Origin of the sequence: Pseudomonas oryziphila, from assembly GCF_003940825.1 — a bacterium.
In the GTDB taxonomy this organism is placed as follows: domain Bacteria; phylum Pseudomonadota; class Gammaproteobacteria; order Pseudomonadales; family Pseudomonadaceae; genus Aquipseudomonas; species Aquipseudomonas sichuanensis.
Window position 1 is genome coordinate 3,542,092 of sequence record NZ_CP034338.1, and the last position, 21,424, is coordinate 3,563,515.

Annotated in this window: 19 protein-coding genes; 8 read left to right on the forward strand and 11 right to left on the reverse strand. The window is 67.4% G+C overall.

Annotated features, from left to right (window positions below):
- The first annotated feature begins 22 nt into the window (after nt 1-22).
- The gene (locus tag EJA05_RS16635; protein ID WP_110994729.1) at nt 23-802 is read left to right on the forward strand and encodes a TSUP family transporter; all 780 of its coding nucleotides are present in this window, start codon (nt 23-25) and stop codon (nt 800-802) included.
- On the opposite strand, the gene nudC is transcribed toward EJA05_RS16635, so the two are convergent.
- Nucleotides 770-1,600, reverse strand: coding sequence for an NAD(+) diphosphatase (gene nudC, locus EJA05_RS16640; protein ID WP_125859081.1), 831 nt, complete (start codon nt 1,598-1,600; stop codon nt 770-772). The two genes, EJA05_RS16635 and nudC, sit on opposite strands and share 33 nt — an antisense overlap.
- Nucleotides 1,601-1,634: 34 nt before the next feature.
- Complete coding sequence (locus EJA05_RS16645) at nt 1,635-2,447, reverse strand: crotonase/enoyl-CoA hydratase family protein (RefSeq protein WP_125859082.1); 813 nt, start codon at nt 2,445-2,447, stop codon at nt 1,635-1,637.
- Nucleotides 2,448-2,597: 150 nt separating this feature from the next.
- On the opposite strand from EJA05_RS16645, the gene nhaB reads away from it, so the two are divergent.
- Together nhaB and EJA05_RS16655 are read left to right on the forward strand one after the other, a co-directional pair.
- A complete protein-coding gene (gene nhaB / locus EJA05_RS16650; protein WP_125464497.1) occupies nt 2,598-4,100 on the forward strand; it encodes a sodium/proton antiporter NhaB in 1,503 nt (500 codons plus the stop codon).
- Between the two features lie 144 nt (nt 4,101-4,244).
- Nucleotides 4,245-4,859 (forward strand): dihydrofolate reductase family protein, encoded by a 615-nt coding sequence (locus EJA05_RS16655; RefSeq protein WP_125859083.1) that lies wholly within the window; start codon nt 4,245-4,247, stop codon nt 4,857-4,859.
- A gap of 9 nt (nt 4,860-4,868) precedes the next feature.
- On the opposite strand, the gene EJA05_RS16660 is transcribed toward EJA05_RS16655, so the two are convergent.
- The gene (locus tag EJA05_RS16660) at nt 4,869-5,606 is read right to left on the reverse strand and encodes an alpha/beta fold hydrolase (RefSeq protein WP_125859084.1); all 738 of its coding nucleotides are present in this window, start codon (nt 5,604-5,606) and stop codon (nt 4,869-4,871) included.
- 723 nt (nt 5,607-6,329) lie between these two features.
- Between EJA05_RS16660 and EJA05_RS16670 the strand changes: the two genes are divergently transcribed.
- From EJA05_RS16670 to EJA05_RS16685, 4 genes are all read left to right on the forward strand, one after another.
- The gene (locus tag EJA05_RS16670; RefSeq protein ID WP_125859085.1) at nt 6,330-7,031 is read left to right on the forward strand and encodes a YoaK family protein; all 702 of its coding nucleotides are present in this window, start codon (nt 6,330-6,332) and stop codon (nt 7,029-7,031) included.
- A gap of 588 nt (nt 7,032-7,619) precedes the next feature.
- The gene (locus tag EJA05_RS16675; RefSeq protein WP_190305995.1) at nt 7,620-9,740 is read left to right on the forward strand and encodes a TonB-dependent receptor; all 2,121 of its coding nucleotides are present in this window, start codon (nt 7,620-7,622) and stop codon (nt 9,738-9,740) included.
- Nucleotides 9,741-9,847: 107 nt separating this feature from the next.
- Entirely contained in the window at nt 9,848-10,087 is a 240-nt protein-coding gene (locus EJA05_RS16680; protein ID WP_125859086.1) for a hypothetical protein, read from the forward strand.
- 57 nt (nt 10,088-10,144) lie between these two features.
- Nucleotides 10,145-10,705, forward strand: a complete 561-nt coding sequence (locus EJA05_RS16685) for a nucleotidyltransferase family protein (protein ID WP_125859087.1) — start codon at nt 10,145-10,147, stop codon at nt 10,703-10,705.
- A 3-nt stretch (nt 10,706-10,708) separates the two neighbouring features.
- On the opposite strand, the gene EJA05_RS16690 is transcribed toward EJA05_RS16685, so the two are convergent.
- The 7 genes from EJA05_RS16690 to EJA05_RS16720 all read right to left on the reverse strand — a co-directional run bounded on the left by EJA05_RS16690 (nt 10,709) and on the right by EJA05_RS16720 (nt 19,521).
- Nucleotides 10,709-11,716: a DUF2955 domain-containing protein gene (locus tag EJA05_RS16690; RefSeq protein WP_125859088.1), complete on the reverse strand. Its 1,008-nt coding sequence runs from the start codon at nt 11,714-11,716 to the stop codon at nt 10,709-10,711.
- Complete coding sequence (locus EJA05_RS16695) at nt 11,706-12,791, reverse strand: HlyD family secretion protein (protein ID WP_125859089.1); 1,086 nt, start codon at nt 12,789-12,791, stop codon at nt 11,706-11,708. Before EJA05_RS16695 ends, EJA05_RS16690 begins: the two co-directional genes overlap by 11 nt.
- Complete coding sequence (locus EJA05_RS16700; RefSeq protein ID WP_125859090.1) at nt 12,788-14,281, reverse strand: efflux transporter outer membrane subunit; 1,494 nt, start codon at nt 14,279-14,281, stop codon at nt 12,788-12,790. The genes EJA05_RS16695 and EJA05_RS16700 overlap by 4 nt, the downstream gene beginning before the upstream one ends.
- Before the next feature lie 13 nt (nt 14,282-14,294).
- The gene (locus EJA05_RS16705) at nt 14,295-15,392 is read right to left on the reverse strand and encodes an AI-2E family transporter (RefSeq protein ID WP_125859091.1); all 1,098 of its coding nucleotides are present in this window, start codon (nt 15,390-15,392) and stop codon (nt 14,295-14,297) included.
- The gene (locus EJA05_RS16710) at nt 15,389-17,176 is read right to left on the reverse strand and encodes a monovalent cation:proton antiporter-2 (CPA2) family protein (protein ID WP_125859092.1); all 1,788 of its coding nucleotides are present in this window, start codon (nt 17,174-17,176) and stop codon (nt 15,389-15,391) included. The genes EJA05_RS16705 and EJA05_RS16710 overlap by 4 nt, the downstream gene beginning before the upstream one ends.
- A 75-nt stretch (nt 17,177-17,251) precedes the next feature.
- A complete protein-coding gene (locus tag EJA05_RS16715; RefSeq protein ID WP_125859093.1) occupies nt 17,252-18,142 on the reverse strand; it encodes a DUF2950 domain-containing protein in 891 nt (296 codons plus the stop codon).
- On the reverse strand, nt 18,139-19,521 hold the full coding sequence (locus tag EJA05_RS16720) for a DUF3300 domain-containing protein (RefSeq protein ID WP_125859094.1): 1,383 nt from the start codon (nt 19,519-19,521) through the stop codon (nt 18,139-18,141). Before EJA05_RS16720 ends, EJA05_RS16715 begins: the two co-directional genes overlap by 4 nt.
- Nucleotides 19,522-19,902: 381 nt before the next feature.
- On the opposite strand from EJA05_RS16720, the gene EJA05_RS16725 reads away from it, so the two are divergent.
- Nucleotides 19,903-20,772 carry an AraC family transcriptional regulator gene (locus EJA05_RS16725; RefSeq protein ID WP_125859095.1) on the forward strand — a complete coding sequence of 290 codons (870 nt, stop codon included), beginning with the start codon at nt 19,903-19,905 and terminating at the stop codon, nt 20,770-20,772.
- Here EJA05_RS16725 and EJA05_RS16730 read toward each other — a convergent pair.
- Nucleotides 20,769-21,389 (reverse strand): LysE family translocator, encoded by a 621-nt coding sequence (locus tag EJA05_RS16730; RefSeq protein WP_125859096.1) that lies wholly within the window; start codon nt 21,387-21,389, stop codon nt 20,769-20,771. The two genes, EJA05_RS16725 and EJA05_RS16730, sit on opposite strands and share 4 nt — an antisense overlap.
- Between the last annotated feature and the right edge of the window lie 35 nt (nt 21,390-21,424).

The following is a 21,424-nucleotide window of genomic DNA, read 5'->3' on the forward strand; positions in this document are numbered from 1 at the left end:
GCCTTCCAGCCTGCCGACCCCCATGCCCTTCGAACTCACCGTAGAACCGCTCACCCTACTGATCCTCGCCCTGGTCGCCTTCGTCGCCGGTTTCATCGATGCCATCGCCGGTGGCGGCGGCCTGCTGACCACCCCCGCGCTGCTCACCGCCGGCATGCCACCGCACCTGGTGCTGGGCACCAACAAGCTCAGTTCCACCTTCGGCGCGGCCACGGCCAGCATCACCTACTACCGGCGCAAGCTGTTCCACCCGGCGCAGTGGCGCCAAGCGATAGCGGGTACCCTGGCGGGCGCGCTGCTGGGTGCGGTGGTGGCCCATTACATGCCGGCCGAATGGCTGAACAAGATGCTGCCGGTGATCGTCTTCGCCTGCGGCGTCTACCTGCTGTTCGGCGGCACGCCCAAGGCGCCGCTGGACGCCGATGCGCCGATCAAGAAGAAATGGCAGTTCCCCCAGGGCTTCACCCTGGGCTTCTACGACGGCGTCGCCGGCCCCGGCACCGGTGCGTTCTGGACCGTCAGTACGCTGCTGCTCTACCCCATCGACCTGGTCCGTGCCAGCGGCGTGGCGCGCAGCATGAACTTCGTCAGCAACATCGCGGCGCTGACGGTGTTCATCATTTCCGGGCAGGTGGACTACATCGTCGGCCTGTGCATGGGCCTGTCGGTGATGGTCGGCGCGTTCTTCGGCGCACGCACGGCGATCAGCGGCGGCAGCAAGTTCATCCGCCCGGTGTTCATCGCCGTGGTGCTGGCGTTGACCGTACGCCTAGCGTGGCAGCACTGGTTCGGCCAGGCCTAAGCGCCGCGCCACATACAAGTCGATCAGGTAGCGGGCGATGGAACGCCCCGCCGGCAGCGGCGGCAAGTCATGCACGCTGAACCACTGGGCATCCTCGATCTCGTCCGGCTGCATGACGATCTCGCCACCGGCGTACTCGGCATGGAAACCCAGCATCATCGAATGCGGGAACGGCCAGCACTGGCTGCCGACGTACTGGATGTTCTGCACCTCCACCGCCACCTCTTCGCGCACCTCGCGCACCAGGCAGTCCTCGGCCGACTCGCCTGGCTCGGCAAAACCGGCCAGGGTGCTGTAAACGCCGGTCACGAAACGCGGCGAACGCGCCAGCAGCACCTCGTCGCCACGGGTGACCAGCACGATCATGCTCGGTGAAATGCGCGGGTAGCTGCGCAGGTCGCAGGGCTGGCAGTACATCGCCCGCTCCCAGTGGATCTGCGTCATCGCCTGGCCGCAACTGCCGCAGAAACGGTGTTCGCGGGCCCAGGTGCCGATCTGCGCGGCGTAGCCCAGCACCTTGTAGGTGTCGAAGTCGCCTTCGAGCATGAACCGGCGCAGGCCCTGCCAGGTGCAGCCCGGCACCTCGCCGGCGCTGCGCAGTTCGAGCAGGAACACCGGCTGGCCGTCGAAGTGGCCGATGCCGTGCTCGCACAGCACGTCCAGTGCCTGACGCTTGAGCCACTCACGGGGGAACAGCGCGCCGTTGGCGTCCACCAGGAACCCTTCCGGGCTGCGGGCGACGGCCAGCCCCCCGGTGATCTGCGGGTCGAGTACTGCGGTTGTCCAGCGTGCTGACATCGTTGCGGTCCCTTGAAGGCGCCCGCCAACGGGGTCAGTCGGCGAACGTCGGTTGCTGTTTGCTCATGTGGGCGGCCACCGCCACGCGCAGGTCTTCGGACTGCAGCATGGCGGCGTTCCAGGTGGCAATGTACTCCAGGCCATCGTCGACGCGATGGTCACGCATGTAGCTGATCAGCTCCTTGGTGCCGGCCACCGCGATCGGCGATTTTGCGGCAATCTCGCGGGCAATGGCAAAGACTCCGTCGAGCAATGCCGCCTGGTCGGCATAAACCCGGTTGACCAGGCCGATGCGCAGCGCCTCCTCGGCATCGACCATCCGCCCGGTAAAGGCCAGCTCGCGCATGATGCCGTCGCCGATGATACGCGGCAAACGTTGCAGGGTGCCGACATCGGCGGCCATGCCCATGTCGATTTCCTTGATCGAGAACTGCGCGTCGCTGGCGCAGTAGCGCATGTCGCAGGCCGAGACCAGGTCGATGGCGCCACCGATGCAGTAACCCTGGATCGCCGCCAGCACCGGCTTGCGGCAGTTGTCCACGGCATTGAACGAGCTTTGCAGGCGCAGGATGGTGCGGCGCAGCAGGCGGGCGTTGCGGCCGACGTCCTTGCCCAGCTGGCCGGCCAGCGAGGCCAGCATCATCAGGTCGATGCCCGAGGAGAAATGCTTGCCAGCGCCGCTGATCACCACGGCGCGCACCGCGTCGGTGTCGTCGATCCACTGGAAGATGTCGACGATCTCCTCCCAGAAGGCGGCATTCATCGCGTTGATCTTGTCCGGGCGGTTGATCTGCACATGGGCGATGTTGTCGGTCAGTTCAACCTTGAATGCGGTGTATTCGGTCACGGACGGCACTCCTGTGGGGAAAGGGTTCACGCGCAGGATCTTAGCGCACCCATAAGGCCGCACATGTGCCAAAAGCGGGACTGCACGCCTTGCACCCCGGGGCCCAATCCGGCACCGTGCGCCACTGCTGAATCAAAAGGATACAAATTCATGTCGCAATCCCTGCCCAGCGCCCTCGCCCACAGTTTCCTGGGCCAGTCGCCGCGCTGGTACAAGGCGGTCATCTGCCTGTTCCTGCTGCTCAACCCGCTGCTGCTGGCAACCCTCGGCCCGGTGGTCACGGGGTGGGCGCTGGTGCTGCAGTTCATTTTCACCCTGGGCATGGCGCTCAAGTGCTACCCGCTGATGCCCGGCGGCCTGCTGCTGGTCGAAGCGCTGCTGCTGCGCATGGCCACGCCCGAAGCGCTGTATGAAGAGTTGCAGCACAACTTTCCGGTGATCCTGCTGCTGATGTTCATGGTCGCCGGCATCCACTTCATGAAAGAGCTGCTGCTGTACCTGTTCTCCAGGATCCTGCTGGGGGTGCGCAGCAAGGCCGTGCTGGCCCTGCTGTTCTGCGTGCTGTCGGCGTTCCTTTCGGCGTTCCTCGACGCGCTGACCGTGACCGCGGTGATCATCAGCGCCGCCGTGGGTTTCTACGCGGTCTACCACCGGGTCGCCTCCGGCACCAACCCCCGCGAAGAGTCGGCACTGGACAGCGACCACCAGGTCGAACAGCTGCACCGCGACGACCTCAACCAGTTCCGCGCCTTCCTGCGCAGCCTGCTGATGCATGGCGCGGTGGGCACCGCGCTGGGCGGCGTGTGCACCCTGGTGGGCGAGCCGCAGAACCTGCTGATCGGCCATGAGATGGGCTGGCACTTCGCCGACTTCTTCTTCAAGGTCGCGCCGGTGTCGATGCCGGTACTGGCCGCAGGGCTGGTCACCTGCGTGCTGCTGGAGAAGCTGCGCCTGTTCGGCTACGGCACCCTGATGCCCGAGCGCGTGCGCCAGGTACTGGCCGCCTACGCCGCCGAAGACGACGCCGCACGCACCCCGGCGCAACGCATCGCCCTGGTGGTGCAGGGGCTGGCGGCGCTGATCCTGATCGTCTGCCTGGGCCTGCACATCGCCGAGGTGGGGTTGATCGGCCTGCTGGTGATCGTGCTGATCACTGCGTTCACCGGCATCACCGACGAGCACCGCCTGGGCCGCGCGTTCCAGGACGCCATGCCGTTCACCGCGCTGCTGGTGGTGTTCTTCGCGGTGGTGGCGGTGATTCACCAGCAGCAGCTGTTCAGCCCGCTGATCGCCTGGGTGCTGGCGCTGCCGACCGAGCAGCAGCCGGGCATGCTGTACCTGGCCAACGGCTTGCTCTCGGCCATCAGCGACAACGTGTTCGTTGCCACCATCTACATCACCGAGGTCAAGCAGGCGTTCGTCAGCGGCGCCATGAGCCGCGAGCACTTCGAGACCCTGGCAGTGGCGATCAACACCGGCACCAACCTGCCCAGCGTGGCGACACCCAACGGGCAGGCGGCGTTCCTGTTCCTGCTGACTTCAGCGATCGCGCCGCTGATTCGCCTGTCGTACGGGCGCATGGTGTGGATGGCGCTACCCTACACCGTGGTCATGGGTGGGCTGGGCTGGTGGGCGGTGACGTACTGGCTGTAGACCAGGCCCGCCCACACCAGCGCAATCGCCGGCTTGCCGGCGATTGAACCTGCCAACGCGTCGCCCATGTTGTTTCGTTCCTGTCGATTTCAGCCAGCCCCGTTCGACTACCCCTCGAACAGCAACCTGAAGAGGAACACCCCCATGCGCAAGCTTATCGTCGCCGCCTTCATCACCCTCGACGGCGTCATGCAGGCCCCCGGCGGCCCGCAGGAAGACACCAGCGGCGGCTTCACCCACGGCGGCTGGATCCCGCCGCTGGCCGACGAAGCCTTCGGCCAGGCCATGCAGACACTGTTCAGCCAGCCGTTCGAGCTGCTATTGGGACGGCGCACCTACGACATCTTCGCCGGGTACTGGCCGCACGTTGAGCATCAAGCGGACGATCGCTCGCTGGCCGACCTGTTCAATCGCGTGCCCAAGCACGTTGCCACCCACCATCCCGGCTCACTCCACTGGCACAACAGCCATGGCCTGGGCGCGGATGTGATCGGCGCGGTTCGCGCGCTCAAGCAACAGGACGGCGACGTGCTCCTGACCCAGGGCAGCGGCGAACTGGTGCGCCAGCTACTGGCCGCAGGCCTGGTGGATGAGCTGAGGCTGCTGATCCACCCACTGCTGCTCGGCCGTGGCAAAAGGCTGTTCGGTGATGACGCGCAAGCGGCTGCCTTCGAGCTGGTGGAATCAGCCACCACTCCCAAGGGCGTGCTGCTCGCCCATTACGTGCGCAGTGGCGAAGTCCACACCGGCTCGTTCTGAGGGTGGTGGTCAGCCGAGCAGGCGGGCGATGGCACTGGCAAAGCCTTGCGGGTCTTCGAGCATCATCAGGTGGCCCACACCCGCAAGCTCGGTAAAGCTTGCCGCCGCCCGCTCGGCCCAGTGGGGCACGTCCCAGCCGGCCCGTGAGTGCTCGCCGGCCACCAGGTGCACCGGCGTTGCGCCAAACACCGCCTGCAACTGCTGCGGGTAGCGGGCCGCGCCTGTGACCGCGACCACCGAAGCGGCCATGGCCTGCAACGTGGCTGCCGGCTGGTGGGCCAGCCAGCGCTGTGCCAGGGCCAGCCGCCGCGCATCGGGCCCGACCCCGGCCCGCGCCAGCCAAGTGCCGGGATCAGCCCGATAGCTTGCCAGCAGCTCTTCGACCGCTTCGCGCTCCATGCGCGCCACCGCTGCCGACCAGAACGCATCGTTCAAGGTGAAGTTGCCTTCGACACTGGTCACGCTGGCCACCTGCTGCGGGTGGCGGTAAGCGAACATCAGCGCCACCACCCCGCCCACCGAATGCCCGACCAGGTGTGCCCGCGCCACATTGCGCGCCTGCAATTGGCGGTACAGGTGCTCGACCTGGGCGGCAATATCGATCAGTTTCGGCGCGGTGTCCTGCAAGGTGCCATAGCCGAGCAGGTCGGGGGCGATCACCTGGGTAGGCAGGGTGTCGTGAAGTGCGGGATGATCCAGGCAGCCAATCAGGCCGTTGATCAGGACTACCGGCGTATCCTTTTGCATCGCATGCCTCGCGGCCAGCCGTGGGGAGCCCGCAGCATGGGCCTGCCGTCCGGGGATCGCCAGCAGCGACTGATTGCGCCGGCCCACTGCGTGGTTTGCCTGGGTGCTGTTGCAATTGCCGCGTACCGTCTACAGCCGTGCCTGCCTTGGGATCGTTTGAGCGCGACCAGGCGCATGTCGACAGGCTTGCAGCGCTCTCAAGATCGAGCGCCGCCCGCGCGGCGCATCGCTGGCAAGCCAGCTCCCACATCTGTTTCGGGCCAATTATGCCTGTGAAGGTGCCGCTGCCCGCCTTAGTGCATGCCTCAAGTCAGGTGAGGCGCCAGTAGTGCCCACCTCAATACCGAGTCGAACCAACAAGGCGTACAGCGATGAAACAACAGGAGTAACTGGCCCGAAACAGATGTGGGAGCTGGCTTGCCAGCGATGCGCCGCGCGGGCGGCGCTCGATCTTGAGAGCACTGCAAATCTGTCGCCCTTCACCTGGTGGCCCACATGCGATCCCAAGACAGGCCCTTGGGCGGCACACCGCCGGCCCTGGGTAATCAGGATTGGGCAATGGCCACCAGGTGAATGGCGGGATATTGGGTGGGGGCCACCAGGAGCCTGCCGGTGTTTTCCAGCGCCTATGAAATCGAGCGGCCTGGAACTCCCCTGCGTACCCATGCGCAAGGCCTTGGCGCCGGTATAAGATCGGGGCCCCACTGCCGGAGACATACCCTCATGCTGCCCACCGCCTCTTCCCTGCACAGTGCCCGCCGCGCCAGGCTGCAAGTGCTGCGCGGCCGCGTCGGCCTGGGGCTGGTGGCCGGGCTGTCGGTGCTGGCGGGCATGACCGACGCCATCGGCCTGCTGGCGCTGGGTGATTTCGTCTCGTTCATGAGCGGCAATACCACGCGCCTGGCGGTGGCCATCAGCCAGGCCGACCTGGCGTTGGTGCTGCGCCTGGCCCTGGCGGTCTTCAGTTTCGTGCTGGGCAATGCGCTGGGGGTGCTGCTGGCCCGGCACTTTCGCCGGCGAGCCTCACCCTTGTTGCTGGTGGTCGCCGGCCTGCTTGCCTTTGCCGCCGCCTGGCCGCTGGCAACGAGCTTCCCGGCGCTGGTCGCGGCGATCCTGGCCATGGGCATGCTCAATGCCGTGGTCGAACAGGTGAATGGCCTGCCGATCGGCCTGACCTATGTCACCGGCGCGCTTTCGCGGTTTGGCCGCGGGCTGGGGCGCTGGTTGCTGGGCGAGCGGCGGCATGGCTGGCGGGTGCAGTTGGTGCCCTGGAGCGGGATGCTGCTGGGGGCAGCCATTGGCGCCTGGCTGGAGCAAAGGCTGGGGTTGCTGGCGTTGTTTGCAAGCTGTGGTCTGGCCTGCGTGCTGGCCTTGGTGAGCCGGTTTATTCCGCGTGCGTGGCAGTTGGGGTATATGCCGCGTTGAGGGGGTAGCAGGGGGCGGCATGCCTTGGGATCGTAGGTGGGGCACCAGGTGCATGGCGATAGATCTGCAGCGCTCTCAAGATCGAGCGCCGCCCGCGCGGCGCTTCGCGGGTAAACCCGCTCCCACAGTCTGTTTCGGGCCAGTCTCTCCTGTGCCATTACCTGGTCCGCCTTGTTGGTACGACGCGGTTTCAGTGTGGGCGTTACAGCCGCCCCACATGACTCAAGGCATGCATCAAGGCAGGCGCCGGTACTTTCACAGGCATAATTGGCCCGAAACAAACTGTGGGAGCGGGTTTACCCGCGAAGCGCCGCGCGGGCGGCGCTCGATCTCATAGGCGCTGCAAAAACACCGGCAGGCACCTGGTGGCCCTCACTCAAAATCCCGCCAGGCACCTGGTGGCCATTACCCAATCCTGATTACCCAAATCCGATGAGGGCCCGGAACCCCCATCGCGACACAGAAAAACACCCGAACGGATAGCTACCCACAAGGTAAATATTTTTCCGAATATTTCATCTTTACACTTGCTTTACATTTGCGAACCATTACCATTCGCCACCTCAAACAACAACGAGTCGTATTACCATGGCGAAAAAGTCTGTTGCTCCAGTATCCCTGTCGATGCTGAGCCTGCTGGTCACCCCTGCTGTCCACGCGCAGACCCAGGACCCGCTGGCCCTGCCGGCCACCTCGGTGACCAGCGCCTACGAGCAGCAGAGCTACAAGGCCAGCGAGAGCAAGAGCGCGCTGAAAATCGATGCACCGCTGCGCGATATCCCGCAGACCGTCAACGTGGTGCCCGAAAGCGTGATCAAGGACCAGGGCGCCCAGTCCATGGAAGACGTGCTCAAGAACGTGCCCGGCGTTGGCCTGTCGAACGGCGACGGTCAACGCGACCAGGTGACCATTCGCGGCTTCAGCGCCATCGGCGACATGTACGTCGACGGCATTCGCGACGATGCCCTGTACTTTCGCGACCTCTCCAACGTCGAGCGCGTCGAAGTGATCAAGGGCCCTGCCGCCGTGCTCTACGGCCGTGGCTCGTCCGGTGGCCTGATCAACAGCATCAGCAAGAAGCCGGGCCTGGCGCCGAAGCAGGAAGTGGGCATGACCCTCGACACCGAGGGCAAGCGCCGCACCCAGTTCGACAGCGGCTGGGCCGCCCCCGAGGGTAACCAGGCCTACCGCGTCACCGGTGCCTTCGAAGACAGCGACACCTTCCGCGACGACGGCTACACCGACCGCAAGGCCATCGCCCCGTCGGCCTGGTTCAAACTGTCCGACGACCTGGAACTGAACCTCGGCGCCACCTACCTGTACGACAAGCGCCTGATCGACTTCGGCATCCCGGCCGTGGGCAACCGCCCGGCCAACGTCGACCGCGACAAGCGCTTCGGCTCGGGCAACGCCTCGCAGGACTATGCCCGCAGCGAGGTGTTCTCGTTCACCGCCAGCCTCGACTACCGCATCAACGACGACTTCACCCTGACCAACACCAGCCGTTACTACCGCTACGACCTGGACCGCAACAACACCCTGGCCGACAGCAGCCCGACCCGCTTCGTCACTGCGCCCAACGGCGAACTGCTGGTCAAGCTCAACCGCGGCAACGTCGCGCGCGATGAAAGCGGTGTGTTCAACCAGACCGAGCTCAAGCAGCAGGCGCAACTGGCCGGCATGCAGCACAACCTGCTGTACGGCGTGGAAGTCGGCTTCCAGGACAAGTACCAGCGCGTCTACAGCCAGAACAACGTGGCCCGCGTGCCGGTGTACCGCGACGCTCTGGTGGGCGTTCCGGACCACGCCGCCAACCTGTCGTCCAACGGCACCAACTACCAGCAGACCAGCGGTTTCTACGTGCAGGACCTGATCGAGCTGACCTCGCAATGGAAGGCCCTGCTAGGCGTGCGCTACGACATCTTCGGCCAGGAATACAACGACGCCCGGGTACAGAACGTCGACCTCGACCGCACCGACAAGACCTGGAGCCCACGTGCAGGCCTGGTGTTCCAGCCTGACCAGATCCAGTCCTACTACGTGTCGGTCAGCCGCAGCTACCAGCCTTCAGGCGAAGTGTTCGCGGTCTCGCCGACCAACGCGGGCCTGGAGCCGGAAGAGACCACCAACTATGAAGTGGGCGCCAAGTGGGACCTGCTCGACAGCCGCCTGTCGCTGACCGCGGCGGTGTTTCGCCTCGAGCGCACCAACATGAAGACCGCCGACCCGGCCAACCCCAACCTGACCATCCTCGCCGGCGAACAGCGCACCGACGGCTTCGAGGCGACCCTCAGCGGCCAGCTCAGCGACAAATGGCAGGTGTATGCCGGCTACGCCTACCTGGACGCCGAGATCACCAAGTCCAACAGCAAGACCAACGGCGTGGCCAACGAAGGCCAGGTGCCCACCCTGACGCCACGCAACAGCGCCAACGTCTGGCTGGTGCGTACCCTCACCCCCGAGTGGCGCGTGGCCGCCGGCGCCAACTACGTCGACGACCGCTACACCGCACTGGACAACAAGGTGGTGATGCCGGCCTACACCACCTTCGACGCCGCCTTGCTGTACAGCGTGCAGCACTGGGATGCGGCCTTGCGCCTGAAGAACGCCTTCGACCGCGACTACTATGCCTCGGCCCACGGTTCGGTCGACCTGGCCACCCCGGGCGCACCGCGTACCCTCGAAGCCAGCGTGAACTACAAGTTCTGACCGCCTGTTGCCGCGCTCGATAGTCACTATCGAGCGCGGCAATTTCTCCTCATCGGGCGTGCGCCCTATGCTCGCTCCATCGATCCACCGATCATGGAATGCGCCCGATGAACACCCCCCGCCTGTTGCTCGCCGCCTTGGCCATCGCCGTATTGAGCGGTTGCGCCAACCACCCCGAACTACGCCCCTTCACTGCCAGCGAAGCGCACCAGCTACAGCTCGAAGCGCTGCAACGCCAAGGGCTCAGCCAGGAGCAATACGAACAACGCAGGCTTGCCGTGCTGCGTGCGGACCAGCAGCAAGTGGTGACCGAAACGGCCACCCGCTCCACCTCGGCACGCGGTTAACACCGCCAACCGAACCGGTTATTCTCGCAGCCCCCTGCCATTGCCAAGGACTGGACGATGCCGCCACTCACCCACGAGCGCGTGATCGCGCTGGCGCTGGAAAACCCGATCAACCGTACTCTGCTCGAGCGCCTGCCAGCACTCGACCTGCCCGGCGGCATGCTCACCGCCGGCTGCCTGTTCCAGGCCCTATGGAACCACCGCGCAGGTCGCGAACCGGGCTGGGGCGTCAAGGACTACGACATCATCTACTTCGACCAGGATCTCTCCTGGGAGGCCGAGGACCGAGTGATCCAAGCCGTCCAGGCGCTGGGCGCCGACCTCGGCGTCACCCTGGAGGCGCGCAACCAGGCCCGGGTGCACCTGTGGTACGCCACGCGCTTCGGCGTGCCCTACCCGCGCCTTGCCAAAGTCACCGACGGCATCGACCGCTACCTGGTCAGCTCGACCTGCCTGGGCCTGGGCATCGCCAGTGGCGAGCTGTACAGCACCCATGGCCTCGATGACCTGCAGCACGACCTGCTGCGCAGCAATCCGCTCAACCACCAGACGGAAATGTTCCGCGCCAAGGCCGAAAGCTACCGGGCGCGCTGGCCGTGGCTCGCCATCGTCGAGTAGCGCCTACAGCGCAACCCGGCGCCGGTCGATCCACACCAGCATGGCGCTGGCATACAGCGATACCAGCAGGAACAGCGCCAGACGCACGGCGAACGCCCGGTACACGTCCTGCCCGGCGACACTGTCCTGCACCGACTGACCAAGCAGGATCAGCATGGTGGTCAGGCAGCTGACCCAGAACGCCTGAGCATGCCGGCTCGCCACCAGCCGTTGCAGGCGCCGCGCCTGCCACAGCGCGGCCAGCAGCACCCAGAGAAAGAACATCCACAGGTGCACGAACAGGCTCAACGCGCCCCACACCAGTATCGCCAGCACCCCGGCCAGCAAGGTCGAACCCACCAGCTCGCGGGCCGCCTGGCGCGCGTCGGTCTCGCCAGCCTGCTGGCCCAGGCTCACCGACTTCATGATCAGTGGCATGAAACGGTCCGGGGCGACCAGTGCGAGCAGGAACGCCGGCATCACGATCAGCGTGGCACGCAGGGCGATCCAGCCGGCCTCGCGCGAGTCGAGGCGTGGCGTGACGGGTGCGGCGGGCGCATCGGCCGGCTCCGGGAACAGCCAGTGGGCCACCAGGGTGCACAGCACCGCCAGCAACATGCCCTTGGCCATTGCCTCGACCACCGACAGCGCCAGGGTGAAATCGCTGGTACCGGCGGCGGCGATCATGGTCAGGCCGATCACCAGCAAGTTAGCCAGCAAAGCGTTGCCCCCGCGCAGCGCCCAGCGGAACACCAGCAGCAGGCCGACCGCCACCAGCAGCACGCCGCTCAGCGGCGCGTGGCGCAGCAGCGGGATCAGCAGCAGGCCGCTGCCGCAGCTGAGCAGCACCAGCAGCGCCAGCACCGGGGCCATGCGCAGCGGTAGCGCGGTGTTGCGCATCGCCAGCAGCAGCACGCACAGCACGGGTGCCAGTACCGGCACCGGCAAGCCGATGCCGAAACTCGCCGCCAGGCTCATGGCCGCGCCCCAGGCCAGGCGCAGCGCGCGGCGGCGGCGCAGTTCAATAGGCATACGACAGCCAACTCATGCACCACATGAACAGCCGCCCGAGCAGGTTCAGCGGGTTGCCCTCCCCGGGCAGCGCCATCACCTCGGCTTGGCCGCCGACGCGCAGTTGCATGGGGTCCACCTGCTGGTCCGGGTCGAGCCCGACGATCACCGGGAAGCGTTGCGCCGAGCGCAGCCACTCGCGGCTGTTCTGCACCGTCGGCAGTTGCCCCGGCGGCGGCGCCTGGCCGCTGCTGACCCCCTGGCCGATGCTGCGGATGCGTCCGTGCAGCACCTCGCCCGGCAGGCTGTCGAGCACCACTAGCACGGGTGTGCCGCTGCGCAGGCGGCCAAGGTTGTTCTCGGTCATGTCGGCGCTGATCCACAGGTCGTGGGTGGCGATCAGGGTCATCAGTGGGCTGCCGGCCCCCACGTAGTGCCCCACGTCCACCTTGAGGTCGGTGATACGCCCGTCGGAGTCGGCGCGCACCTGGGTGCGCGCCAGGTCGAGCCGGGCCTTTTCCAGGTTGGCGGCGGCACTGCGCAACTGGGCGTTATCGTCGTCGCTGCCGCCTTCCTGTTCCCTGGCCCGCTCGACTTCGGCACGGGCCGCGGCCACCTGGCTGCGCGCCTGCTCGTAGGTGGCCTGGGCGCCTTCGAGGCGGCGCACCGACACCGTGCCCTGGTCTTCCTCGTACAGGCGCCGCAGGCGCTCGGCGTCCTGGCGCGCCTTGCGCTCGTTGGCCTGGGCCGCGGCCAGCGAGGCCTGGGCCGAATCGATGCCGGCGGTGTGGGCGCCGACCTGGCGCCGCGCCGCATCATAATCGGCCTGGGCCCGGCTCAGGGCGATGCGGTACTGCTCCGGGTCCAGCTCGAACAGCAGCTCGCCGCGGCGCACCTCCTGGTTGTTGCCCACAGCCACCCGCCGCACCTGCCCGGCCACCTCTGCGCTCACCGGCACCACGTAGGCTTGCAGGCGAGCCTGCTGGGTGTAGGGGGTGAAGCGGTCGGCGAGCAGGTACCAGGCCAGGCTCATGACGATCAGCAGCAGGACCCAGCGCAGGCTGCGGTCGGGGGCTGGCGTGGTGGTGTCAGTCATTGCGCGTCACCTTGTTCATCGAGCAGGTCGCCCCAATCGGTGCGTTGTTCCATCTGCCGCCGGGTCGGCGCGTCGATGGTCGGCACACGGCGCTCCCAGCCACCGCCGAGCGCCTTGTACAGCGCCACCAGGCTGCCCACCGCATTGCCACGGCTGACCAGGTAGCCATCCTGTTGCTGCAACAGCAGTTGCTGGGCGTCGAGCACCCGCTGAAAGTCGGCGAAACCCTCGCGATACTGCGCGCTGGCCAGGTCCAGCGAGCGGCTCGCCGCCGCCGAGGCGCGGTCGCGGATGGCCGCGCTCTGCAACGCCCGCACCAGGGCGCTGGCAGCGTCGTCCGCCTCGCGCGCCGCCTCGCGCACCTGCTGGTGGTAAAGGGTGATCAGCTGTTGCAGGCGGGCGTCCTCGACACGCACGGCATTCTTGCGCCGCCCATAGTCGAACGGGTTCCAGATCAGCCCGGGGCCGGCGGCGATGTCGAAACTGTCAGGCACATGGCTGGCCGAAGCCAGGCTCCAGCCGATGCTGCCGAGCAGGCTCAACTGTGGGTACAGGTCGGCCTCGGCCACCCCCACCAGCGCCGACTGCGCCGCCACGGCCTGCTCGGCGGCGCGGATGTCCGGGCGCCGGCGCAGCAGCTCGGCCGGCACGGCCTGCAACACGGCGCGGTCCGGCAGCGGCAGCTGAGCGTGCCTGGCGTCCAGCTCCGGCAGCAGGCCCGGGGGGCGGCCCAGCAGCGAGCAGAGCACGTTGCGCAAGGCATTGAGCTGGTTCTCGAACTCCGGAATGGTGGCCTCGGTGGCCAGCAGCTGGGTACGTGCCTGCTGCCAGTCGAGTTCGTCGTTCTCGCCATGGCGGAACAGCCGCTCGGTGATTTCGAGGCTGCGTGCCTGGCGCCGCGCGTTGTCCCGGGCGATGTCCAGCCGCGCCTCGGTGGTGCGCAGGGCGAAGTAGCTGTCGGCCACCTGCGCGCGCAGCAGCACCAGGGCGTCCGTGTAGTTGGCCTGGGAGGCGAAGTACACCGCGTCGGCCGACTCGACGGCGCGGCTGAAGCGCCCCCAGAAGTCGATCTCCCAGGCGATGTCGAAACCCAGGCTCGACTGCCAGAACACCGAGTCGCGCGCGGTCGAGGTGCCGGACTGATCCTGCTTGAGGTACAGGCTCTGCGCGCGCAGTTGCTGCAACTGCGGGTAGCGCCCGGTCTGCACGATGGCCAGCTGGGCCCGGGCCTCGGCGATACGCAGGCCGGCCACCTGCAGGTTGGTGTTGTGCGCCTCGGCTTCGGCGATCAATGCGTCGAGGGTGGGGTCGGCGAACAGTTGCCACCACTGGCGCAGGTCGCCCCCAGGGGCGGTGACCTGGCTCAGCAAGGGTGTGCTCCAGCGGTCCAGCCAGGGATCCTGCGGCGGGCTGAAGTCCGGCCCGACCTGGGTACAGCCCGCCAGCAGCACCAGCAGGCTCAAGGCGCAACGACGTGGTGACCCGGGCATGGCTGGCCCCCGCTCACACCGCAGGCTCGTCGGGCCGGGCGGGGACCTGCTGGTCCACCCACTGCCAGAACAGGTTGTAGGTCACCGCCAGGATCACCGGGCCGAGGAACAGGCCGATGATGCCCTGCACCACCATCCCGCCCAGGGCGCCGATCAGCACCACCGGCATCGGCACGTCTACCCCACGGCCCAGCAGCAGCGGCTTGAGCACGTTGTCGGCCAGGCCGGCGACGAAGGTGTACACGGCGAACACGATGGTCACCAGGCTGAAGCCCTCGCTGTAGAGCACGTAGCCGATCACCGGCAGGGTGACCAGCGTCGCCGGGGCCTGGGCGATGCCCAGTATGAGGATGACGATCGCCAGCATGCCGGCGGCCGGCACCCCCTTGACCACGAAACCGACGCCGATCAGCAGCATCTGAATGAAGGCGATGCCGATCACCCCCTGGGCCACCGCGCGGATGGTCGACGTGCACAACCTGGCGATGGGCTTGCCGCGCTCCTCGCCGGACACGCGCATGGCGATGCGTAGCGCGGCGCGCTGGCCGTTCTCGCCGAACGCCATGATCACCCCGCCGATGATGATCGCGCCGATGAACATCAGCAAAGCCCCACCCGCGCTGGCGGCGGCGCCCAGCACCGCGAGGGCGGCGCTCTTGAGGTTGGACGTCTGGTTGGCGAGCACGCTGCTCAGGCTCTGCGACGCCGCCAGCCAGACGTCGTGCAGCCGTGGCCCGATCAGCGGCCAGCCGGCCACCGAGTCCGGGGGGGGGGGTACTTGCCAGGCGCCGCTCTTGACCAGGTTCGTCAGGCTGTCTATCGACTCGATGATCGACGCCACCACCAGATAGATCGGCACCAGCAGCACCAGCAGCAGCAACACCACCACCAGGGTCGCGGCATAGCCCTCGCGCATCCCGGTCAGGCGTTTGATCCGGCCATGCAGCGGGTACAGGGTGACCGCCAGGATCACCGCCCAGAGCATCAGGTCGAGGAACGGCTGGAACACCCGGTAGGCGAACAGCACCAGCGCCGCCACCAGCCCGGCCTTGATCAACACATCGAGCATCCCGCGCGACAGTTCTCTGTCCAGCTTGAAACTCGGCATCATCCTTCATCTCCTGGTCGAATCACGGTGGCGGCCGGGGGTTCGGCTCGGTCGGTGGCGGGTGGTCCCTCCTCATCCAGCGCCGTGCCCTGGCGATGCTGCTCGAGCAGCCAGTGCGCCTCCTGCTGCTGATAACGCTGCACCCAGGCGGCCGCCTGCGCCTCGCTGCGGCCCAGCGCAATGAAGGCGCGACGGGCCATCTCGAGGCTGGAATGGAACGTCTCGCGCACCGGGTTGACCCCCAGGTCGAGCAGGCGCAGCACATCGCGGTGATTGCGTGCGGCGGCGATCACCTGGGCCTTGGGGTACAGGTGCACGAGCACGTCGACGGTCTTCTGGTTGCTCTGCGCGTCATCTGCGGCGACGATCACCAGCGCGGCCTGGTCGACCTTCGCCGCGCGCAGGATTTCCGAGCGCGACGGGTCGCCGTAGAACACCGTGGGGCCATCGCCGCGTGGCCGGGCCTTGCGCGCGAGGGCTTCAGCCGTGGCGTCCAGGGCCACCACGCGAATGCCTTCGGCATGCAGCATGCGCCCGATGGCACGCCCCAGGCGGCCAAAGCCGGCGATCACCACCTGCGGGGCGTCTTCCAGTTGCGGCGGTTCCTGCGTCAGGTCGGCCTGATCGGCCGGGCGCAACTGCCGGGCCAGGGCCATCATCACCAGCGGTACCAGGGCCATCGACAGGGTGATGGCCAGCACCAGCAGATCGTGCACCCGCTGCTCCAGCACCTGGTGCTGCAAGCCGAGCTTGAACACCACGAAGGCGAACTCGCCCCCGGACGCCAGCACCACCGCCAGGCACAGCGCCTGGGGCCGGTCGAGGCCGCCGAAAAGGCGACCGATGCCCCACAGCAGCGGCAGCTTGAGGGCCACCAGCAGCACGGTCAACCCCAGCACCTGCAGCGGCATGCCGGCCAGCAGGCGCAGGTCGGCGGTCATGCCCACACCCACGAAGAACAACCCCAGCAACAGGCCCTTGAGCGGCTCGATCTGCGACTCCAGCTCGTGGCGGAACTCCGACTCGGCCACCAGCACCCCGGCGAGGAACGCGCCCAACGCCATCGACACGCCGACATGCTCCATCAGCCAGGCCGTCCCCAGCACCAGCAGCAGCGCGGTGGCGGTCGACAGCTCATGCAGGCCACTGCCCACCGTCCAGCGGAACACCGGGCGCAGCAGGTAGCGCCCGGCGATCACCACCACCCCGATACCCAACAGTACCGCCAGCAGCGGCCAGCTGCCTTCGTCGGCGGTCCCGACGCCACCACCGAGCAATGGCACCACGGCGATCAGGGGGATGGCCGCGATGTCCTGGAACAGCAGAATGGCCACCGCGAGGCGGCCATGGGGCTTGCCCAGCTCTTTACGCTCGGCCAGCACTTGCAGGCCAAAGGCGGTGGACGACAGCGCCAAGCCCAGGCCCAGCACCACGGCGGTGGCCGGGGCCTGGCCGAACAGCAGCCAGGCCAGCAGCCCGAGCACCAGCGCGGTCAGCCCCACCTGCAACGAACCGATGCCGAACAGCGCCCGACGCATGGTCCACAAGCGCCGTGGCGAGAGTTCCAGGCCGATGACGAACAACAGCATGACCACGCCCATCTCCGACAGCCGTGCGACGTTGTGCGGGTTGTCGATCAGCCCCATCACCGACGGGCCGATGAGAATGCCGGCCAGCAGGTAGCCCGGCACCGCCCCCAGTTTCAGGCGCTGGGCCAGTGGTACCAGAAGCACCACCGCCAGCAGGAAAACCACCGTCGCCTGCAACAGGCTGCCGTCATTTGGCATGTGTGCCCTCCCCTGAACCCCAAAACCCGGTTTGCCGGCGATGCGGGCTGGATGATCACCCTTACCGGGAGCCCACTACTTGCCCTGCACCGCCACCGCCGTCCAACTGCTGTCCGGGTCGAACTCTTTCATCGCCCGGGCCACTTTTTCGCCGTCGGGCCCCAAGTCCTTTTCGAACACCTCGCCGTCGTGGCTGATCATGAAGCTCATCACCCCGCTGTCGTCGTAACGGGCTGGCCAGGCGACCAGGGCAAAGCCGCGGATCATGCGGTCGCCGATCAAGTAGTCGTAGGCGCCACCGGGTGCCGATGGCCCTTGGGCGTCGAGGATGCGGAAGTGGTAGCCATGCCAGTCATCGCCGGCTTCCTCCTGGCCAAACAACGGGCCCAGCGGGCTGATCTGGCCATCGCTTTCGTCGGCCCAGTACAGGCCATCGTGCTCGCCGGGCGTGCTGAAGATCTTGCGTGCGTACTCCAGCGCGCCGTTGCCGTTGCGGTCCTGGCTGGCGTACTCCATCTGCGCGTCGTGGTAGGCCAGCATCGATTGCAACGCCGCCAGTTCGTTGCGGCCGATGCGCCGGGCACGGATCTCGGCGCTACCTGCCTTGAGGTCGAAGCGCCAACCTTCGGCGCCCTTGGCCAGGGGGATCGGCAGGGTCCAGCCGTCGCGCCCCACCGCCAGCACCGCGCCACGCTCGCCGGTGTGTTCGATGCGGTGTTCGGCGCGGTACTGCTCGAGGAAGGTCTCGACGTCGCGGTGCTGCACCCCGCCACGCGGTATGTAGGTGCGCCAGTCCTCGCCGAGCAGCTTGCCGAAACGTGCTTCGTCAGGTGGCTGGGTACCCAGCGCGGCAACGAAGGCGTCGACGGCCGCCTGCGGGGTGGCGAACACTTCCTGGGCCGTCGCCAGGCTGGGCCAGGCCAGGCTGGCGGCCAGCCACCAGGCACTCAAGATGCGCGTGTTCATCGGCGGCCTCCTCCCCGTTGACGCCCGCCGGAAAAGCTCGGACGGGAAACCTGCTGCCCGCTGGCGCGCGGCGCGCTGCCGCGCTGGGCGAAGGCCTGGCTGGTGCGCCCGCGGCTGGCCTGGGCGCTGCTGCTCGACGGCGCGCGCACGCCATCGAAGGCATTGTTGCGGGCACGACCAGTGTTCTGGCGTTGCGCCACCTGCTGGCGGGCCTGGCCTTCGTTCTGGCGACGCTGGTTGAGCTGCCCGCCCTGGTTGGCGCGTGGCGCGTCCTGGCGGCGTTCGGCCAGGCGCGGATTGTTGTTGCGTTCGGCCTGTGCCTCGCGCATGCGCTCGCGGGCCTGCACATTGTTGCTGGCGGGCCGCTCGATGCCGTGGCGGTCCATCGAACTGAGCGCGTTCTGCCGCGCCCTTGCACGCTGCGCATCGTCGCCACGGTAGGCGGCGCGGTCGCGCGCGCCGTCCAGCTGGCGGCCGTATTGCTCGCGGTTGCGGGCATCGCGGTACGGCACGCCGTCGCGGTGCACGGGGTTGTGCTGCCACTTGTTGTTGCTGATGTTGTTGATCTGGTTATTGCGGTTGATGCTGTTGTAGCGATTCACGTCGATGTCTACGTCATGGTTGTTCCAGTCGCAGTCGCCCCACAGCGAGGCGACGATCGCCACCCCGGTGCCGAAGGCCAACCCGGCAACCAGCGCCTGGCCCGGGTAATAGGCCGGCGGCGGCGGATAGTAGACCGGCGGCGAGGCCGGGTAGGCCCAGGTGCCGTAGGTGGTCGTGGGGTTGTAAGTGGGCACGTAGATCGTCTGCGGATCGGCGGGCTGGATGATGATGGTCTGGTTGCTGGCCGGGGCGCTCTGACTGGCCGGCGCGGCCTGCACGGTGACGTTCTGGTACTGGTTGCTCTGCAGGTTGCCGGCGGCCTTGGCCTGCTGGCGCAGGCGCTGTACGCCGTTCATCAGGTCGTCCGGCTGGGCCAGAAACGCATCGCCCAGGCGCTGCACCCAGACCGGGTCCTGGCCCAGCGTGGCGAGCACCTGGGGGAAGGCCACCAGCGCCTGCACGCTGGGGTCCCAGGGCTGGCTGGCCACCTGCTTGACCGCGTCATCACCCTTGGCGTCCGGGTGAGCCTTCGACCAGGTGACCGCTTCGGCCACCTCGCCCGGGTAGGTGCTGGCCATCAGCACCTGCGCCAGCAGCGGGTCGGGGTACAGGGCGATAGGCGCGAGCATCTGGTCCAGTTGCTCCTGGGTGAACACCGCCTGCTTGGTGGCGGCGGGCTCGGGCGCCGCCGGGCCGGGGGCCGCCGTCTCGGCGAGCGAAGGGACACCATGCAACGCCAGCATTACGGCCAGGACGCAGGAAAATCGAGTACGCATTCACACCTCCCAGGTGGGTCATACCGCTCGAAATAGGTAAGTCGAAGCCCGGGAGGTGAACGCTTGAACCGCAAGCGACTGATTTCAGCTTCGGTGCTGAGTGGCAAGGGTAGCAGAGGGATTCGATGTTATAAGGCGGGCTATTTGGCCTCCTCGCAAACATGCCGGTCACAGCCTGGACGCCTGGTGCGGGCGTCGACACACAGGCCAATCGCGCATTGCTCGCCCTGCTCAAAAGTCCGGGCCCGCCGTTACCGGCGGGATCCTAGGCTCACCCATACTTGTGGCGCGTAGCAGCGCCAGCTGAGCAAACCCGGCTAGGCGTACCCCGCGCCGCCTATCGCATCCTGTGCCTGCCCGTGACCCCAGGAGTCTTCACCGATGTCCCGCCCCCCGCCCAGCCGCCCCTACGACCAACGCTTCGCCGCCGTGCTCGCGCATATCGAGGGCAACCTCGACGGCGACCTGTCGCTGGAGCGCCTGAGCCAGGTGGCGAACTTCTCGGTGCACCACTTTCACCGCCAGTTCAGCGCCTATATCGGTGTGCCGGTGGCGCGCTACGTGCAACTGATGCGCCTGCGCCGTGCCGGCCACGCGCTGGCCGCCGACCCGGCGCTGGCGGTGCTGCAGGTAGCGCTGGATGCCGGTTTCGACAGCCCGGAGGCATTCGCCCGTGCCTTTCGGCGTGACTTCGCACTGTCGCCGAGCGCCTTTCGCCGGGCGCCGGACTGGCGCGCCTGGAACACGGCATTTCGCATTCCCCACTTTGCCAGGAGCATCAGCATGCAAGTCCGTATCGTCGATTTCACGCAAACCCGGGTGGCCGCCCTGGAACACCTTGGCCCACCCGCGCAACTGCCGGCCACCGTGGGCCGCTTCATCCAATGGCGCACCCATGGCAATGAGTCGCCGGTGGCCACCCAGCGCACCTTCGGCATTCCCTACAACAATCCCGATACCACCGCACCAGAGGACTTTCGCTTCGCCATCTGCGGCGAGGTCGATGCCGAAGTGGCCGCCAATTCATTCGGTGTGCGAACGCTGGTCATCCCCGGCGGGCGCTGCGCCGTGGTGCGGCATGTGGGCTCACCGGACCATATCGGCGAGACCATCTACCCGCTCTACCGTGACTGGCTGCCGGCCAGCGGCGAAGAGCTGCGCGACCACCCGCTGTTCTTCCACTACCTGAGCGTGTACCCGCAGACGCCGCAGGCGCAGTGGCAGACCGACATCTATCTGCCGCTGGTCTAGCGCCTGCTCAACGCCAGCCGCGCCGCGAACAGCACGAACACCAGGCCGGTGCAGCGGTCCATCCAGCGAATCACCCGCTCGCGGCGCAGCACCTCGGCCAGTGGCCGGGTGGCGGCGATCAGGCCGGTCGCCCACAGCAGCCCCAGCAGCACATGGATACCCACCAAGCCGAACGTCCAGGCCACCAGCGGCTGGCCTTGGGGGATGAACTGGGGCAGGAAGGACACATAAAAAATGCCGACCTTGGGGTTGAGCAGGTTGCCCAGCATGCCCTTGACGAACCAGTTGCCGGTGGGGGGCGCCTGCTCGCCAGCCGGTGCCATCGACTGGCGCGGGCGCAGCAGCATGTTCACCCCCAGCCAGGCCAGGTAGGCGGCGCCGCAGTACTTGAGCAGGTTGTAGGCCAGCTCCGACACCGCAATCAGCGCGCCCAGGCCGAAGGCCACCGCCGCGCCCCACAGCAGGCAGCCGGCATTGATGCCCAGCGCGGCGCGCAGTGCCTGCTGGCGGCTTTCCACGGCGGCGGTGCGCAGGATCAGCGCGGTGTCCAGGCCGGGTGTCAGGGTCAGCAAGGTGGCGGCCAGGGTGAAGGCAATCAGGTTGTCGGCGAAGGGCATGGCGCGGGACTCGGCGGGGCAATGCGCGCACGTTA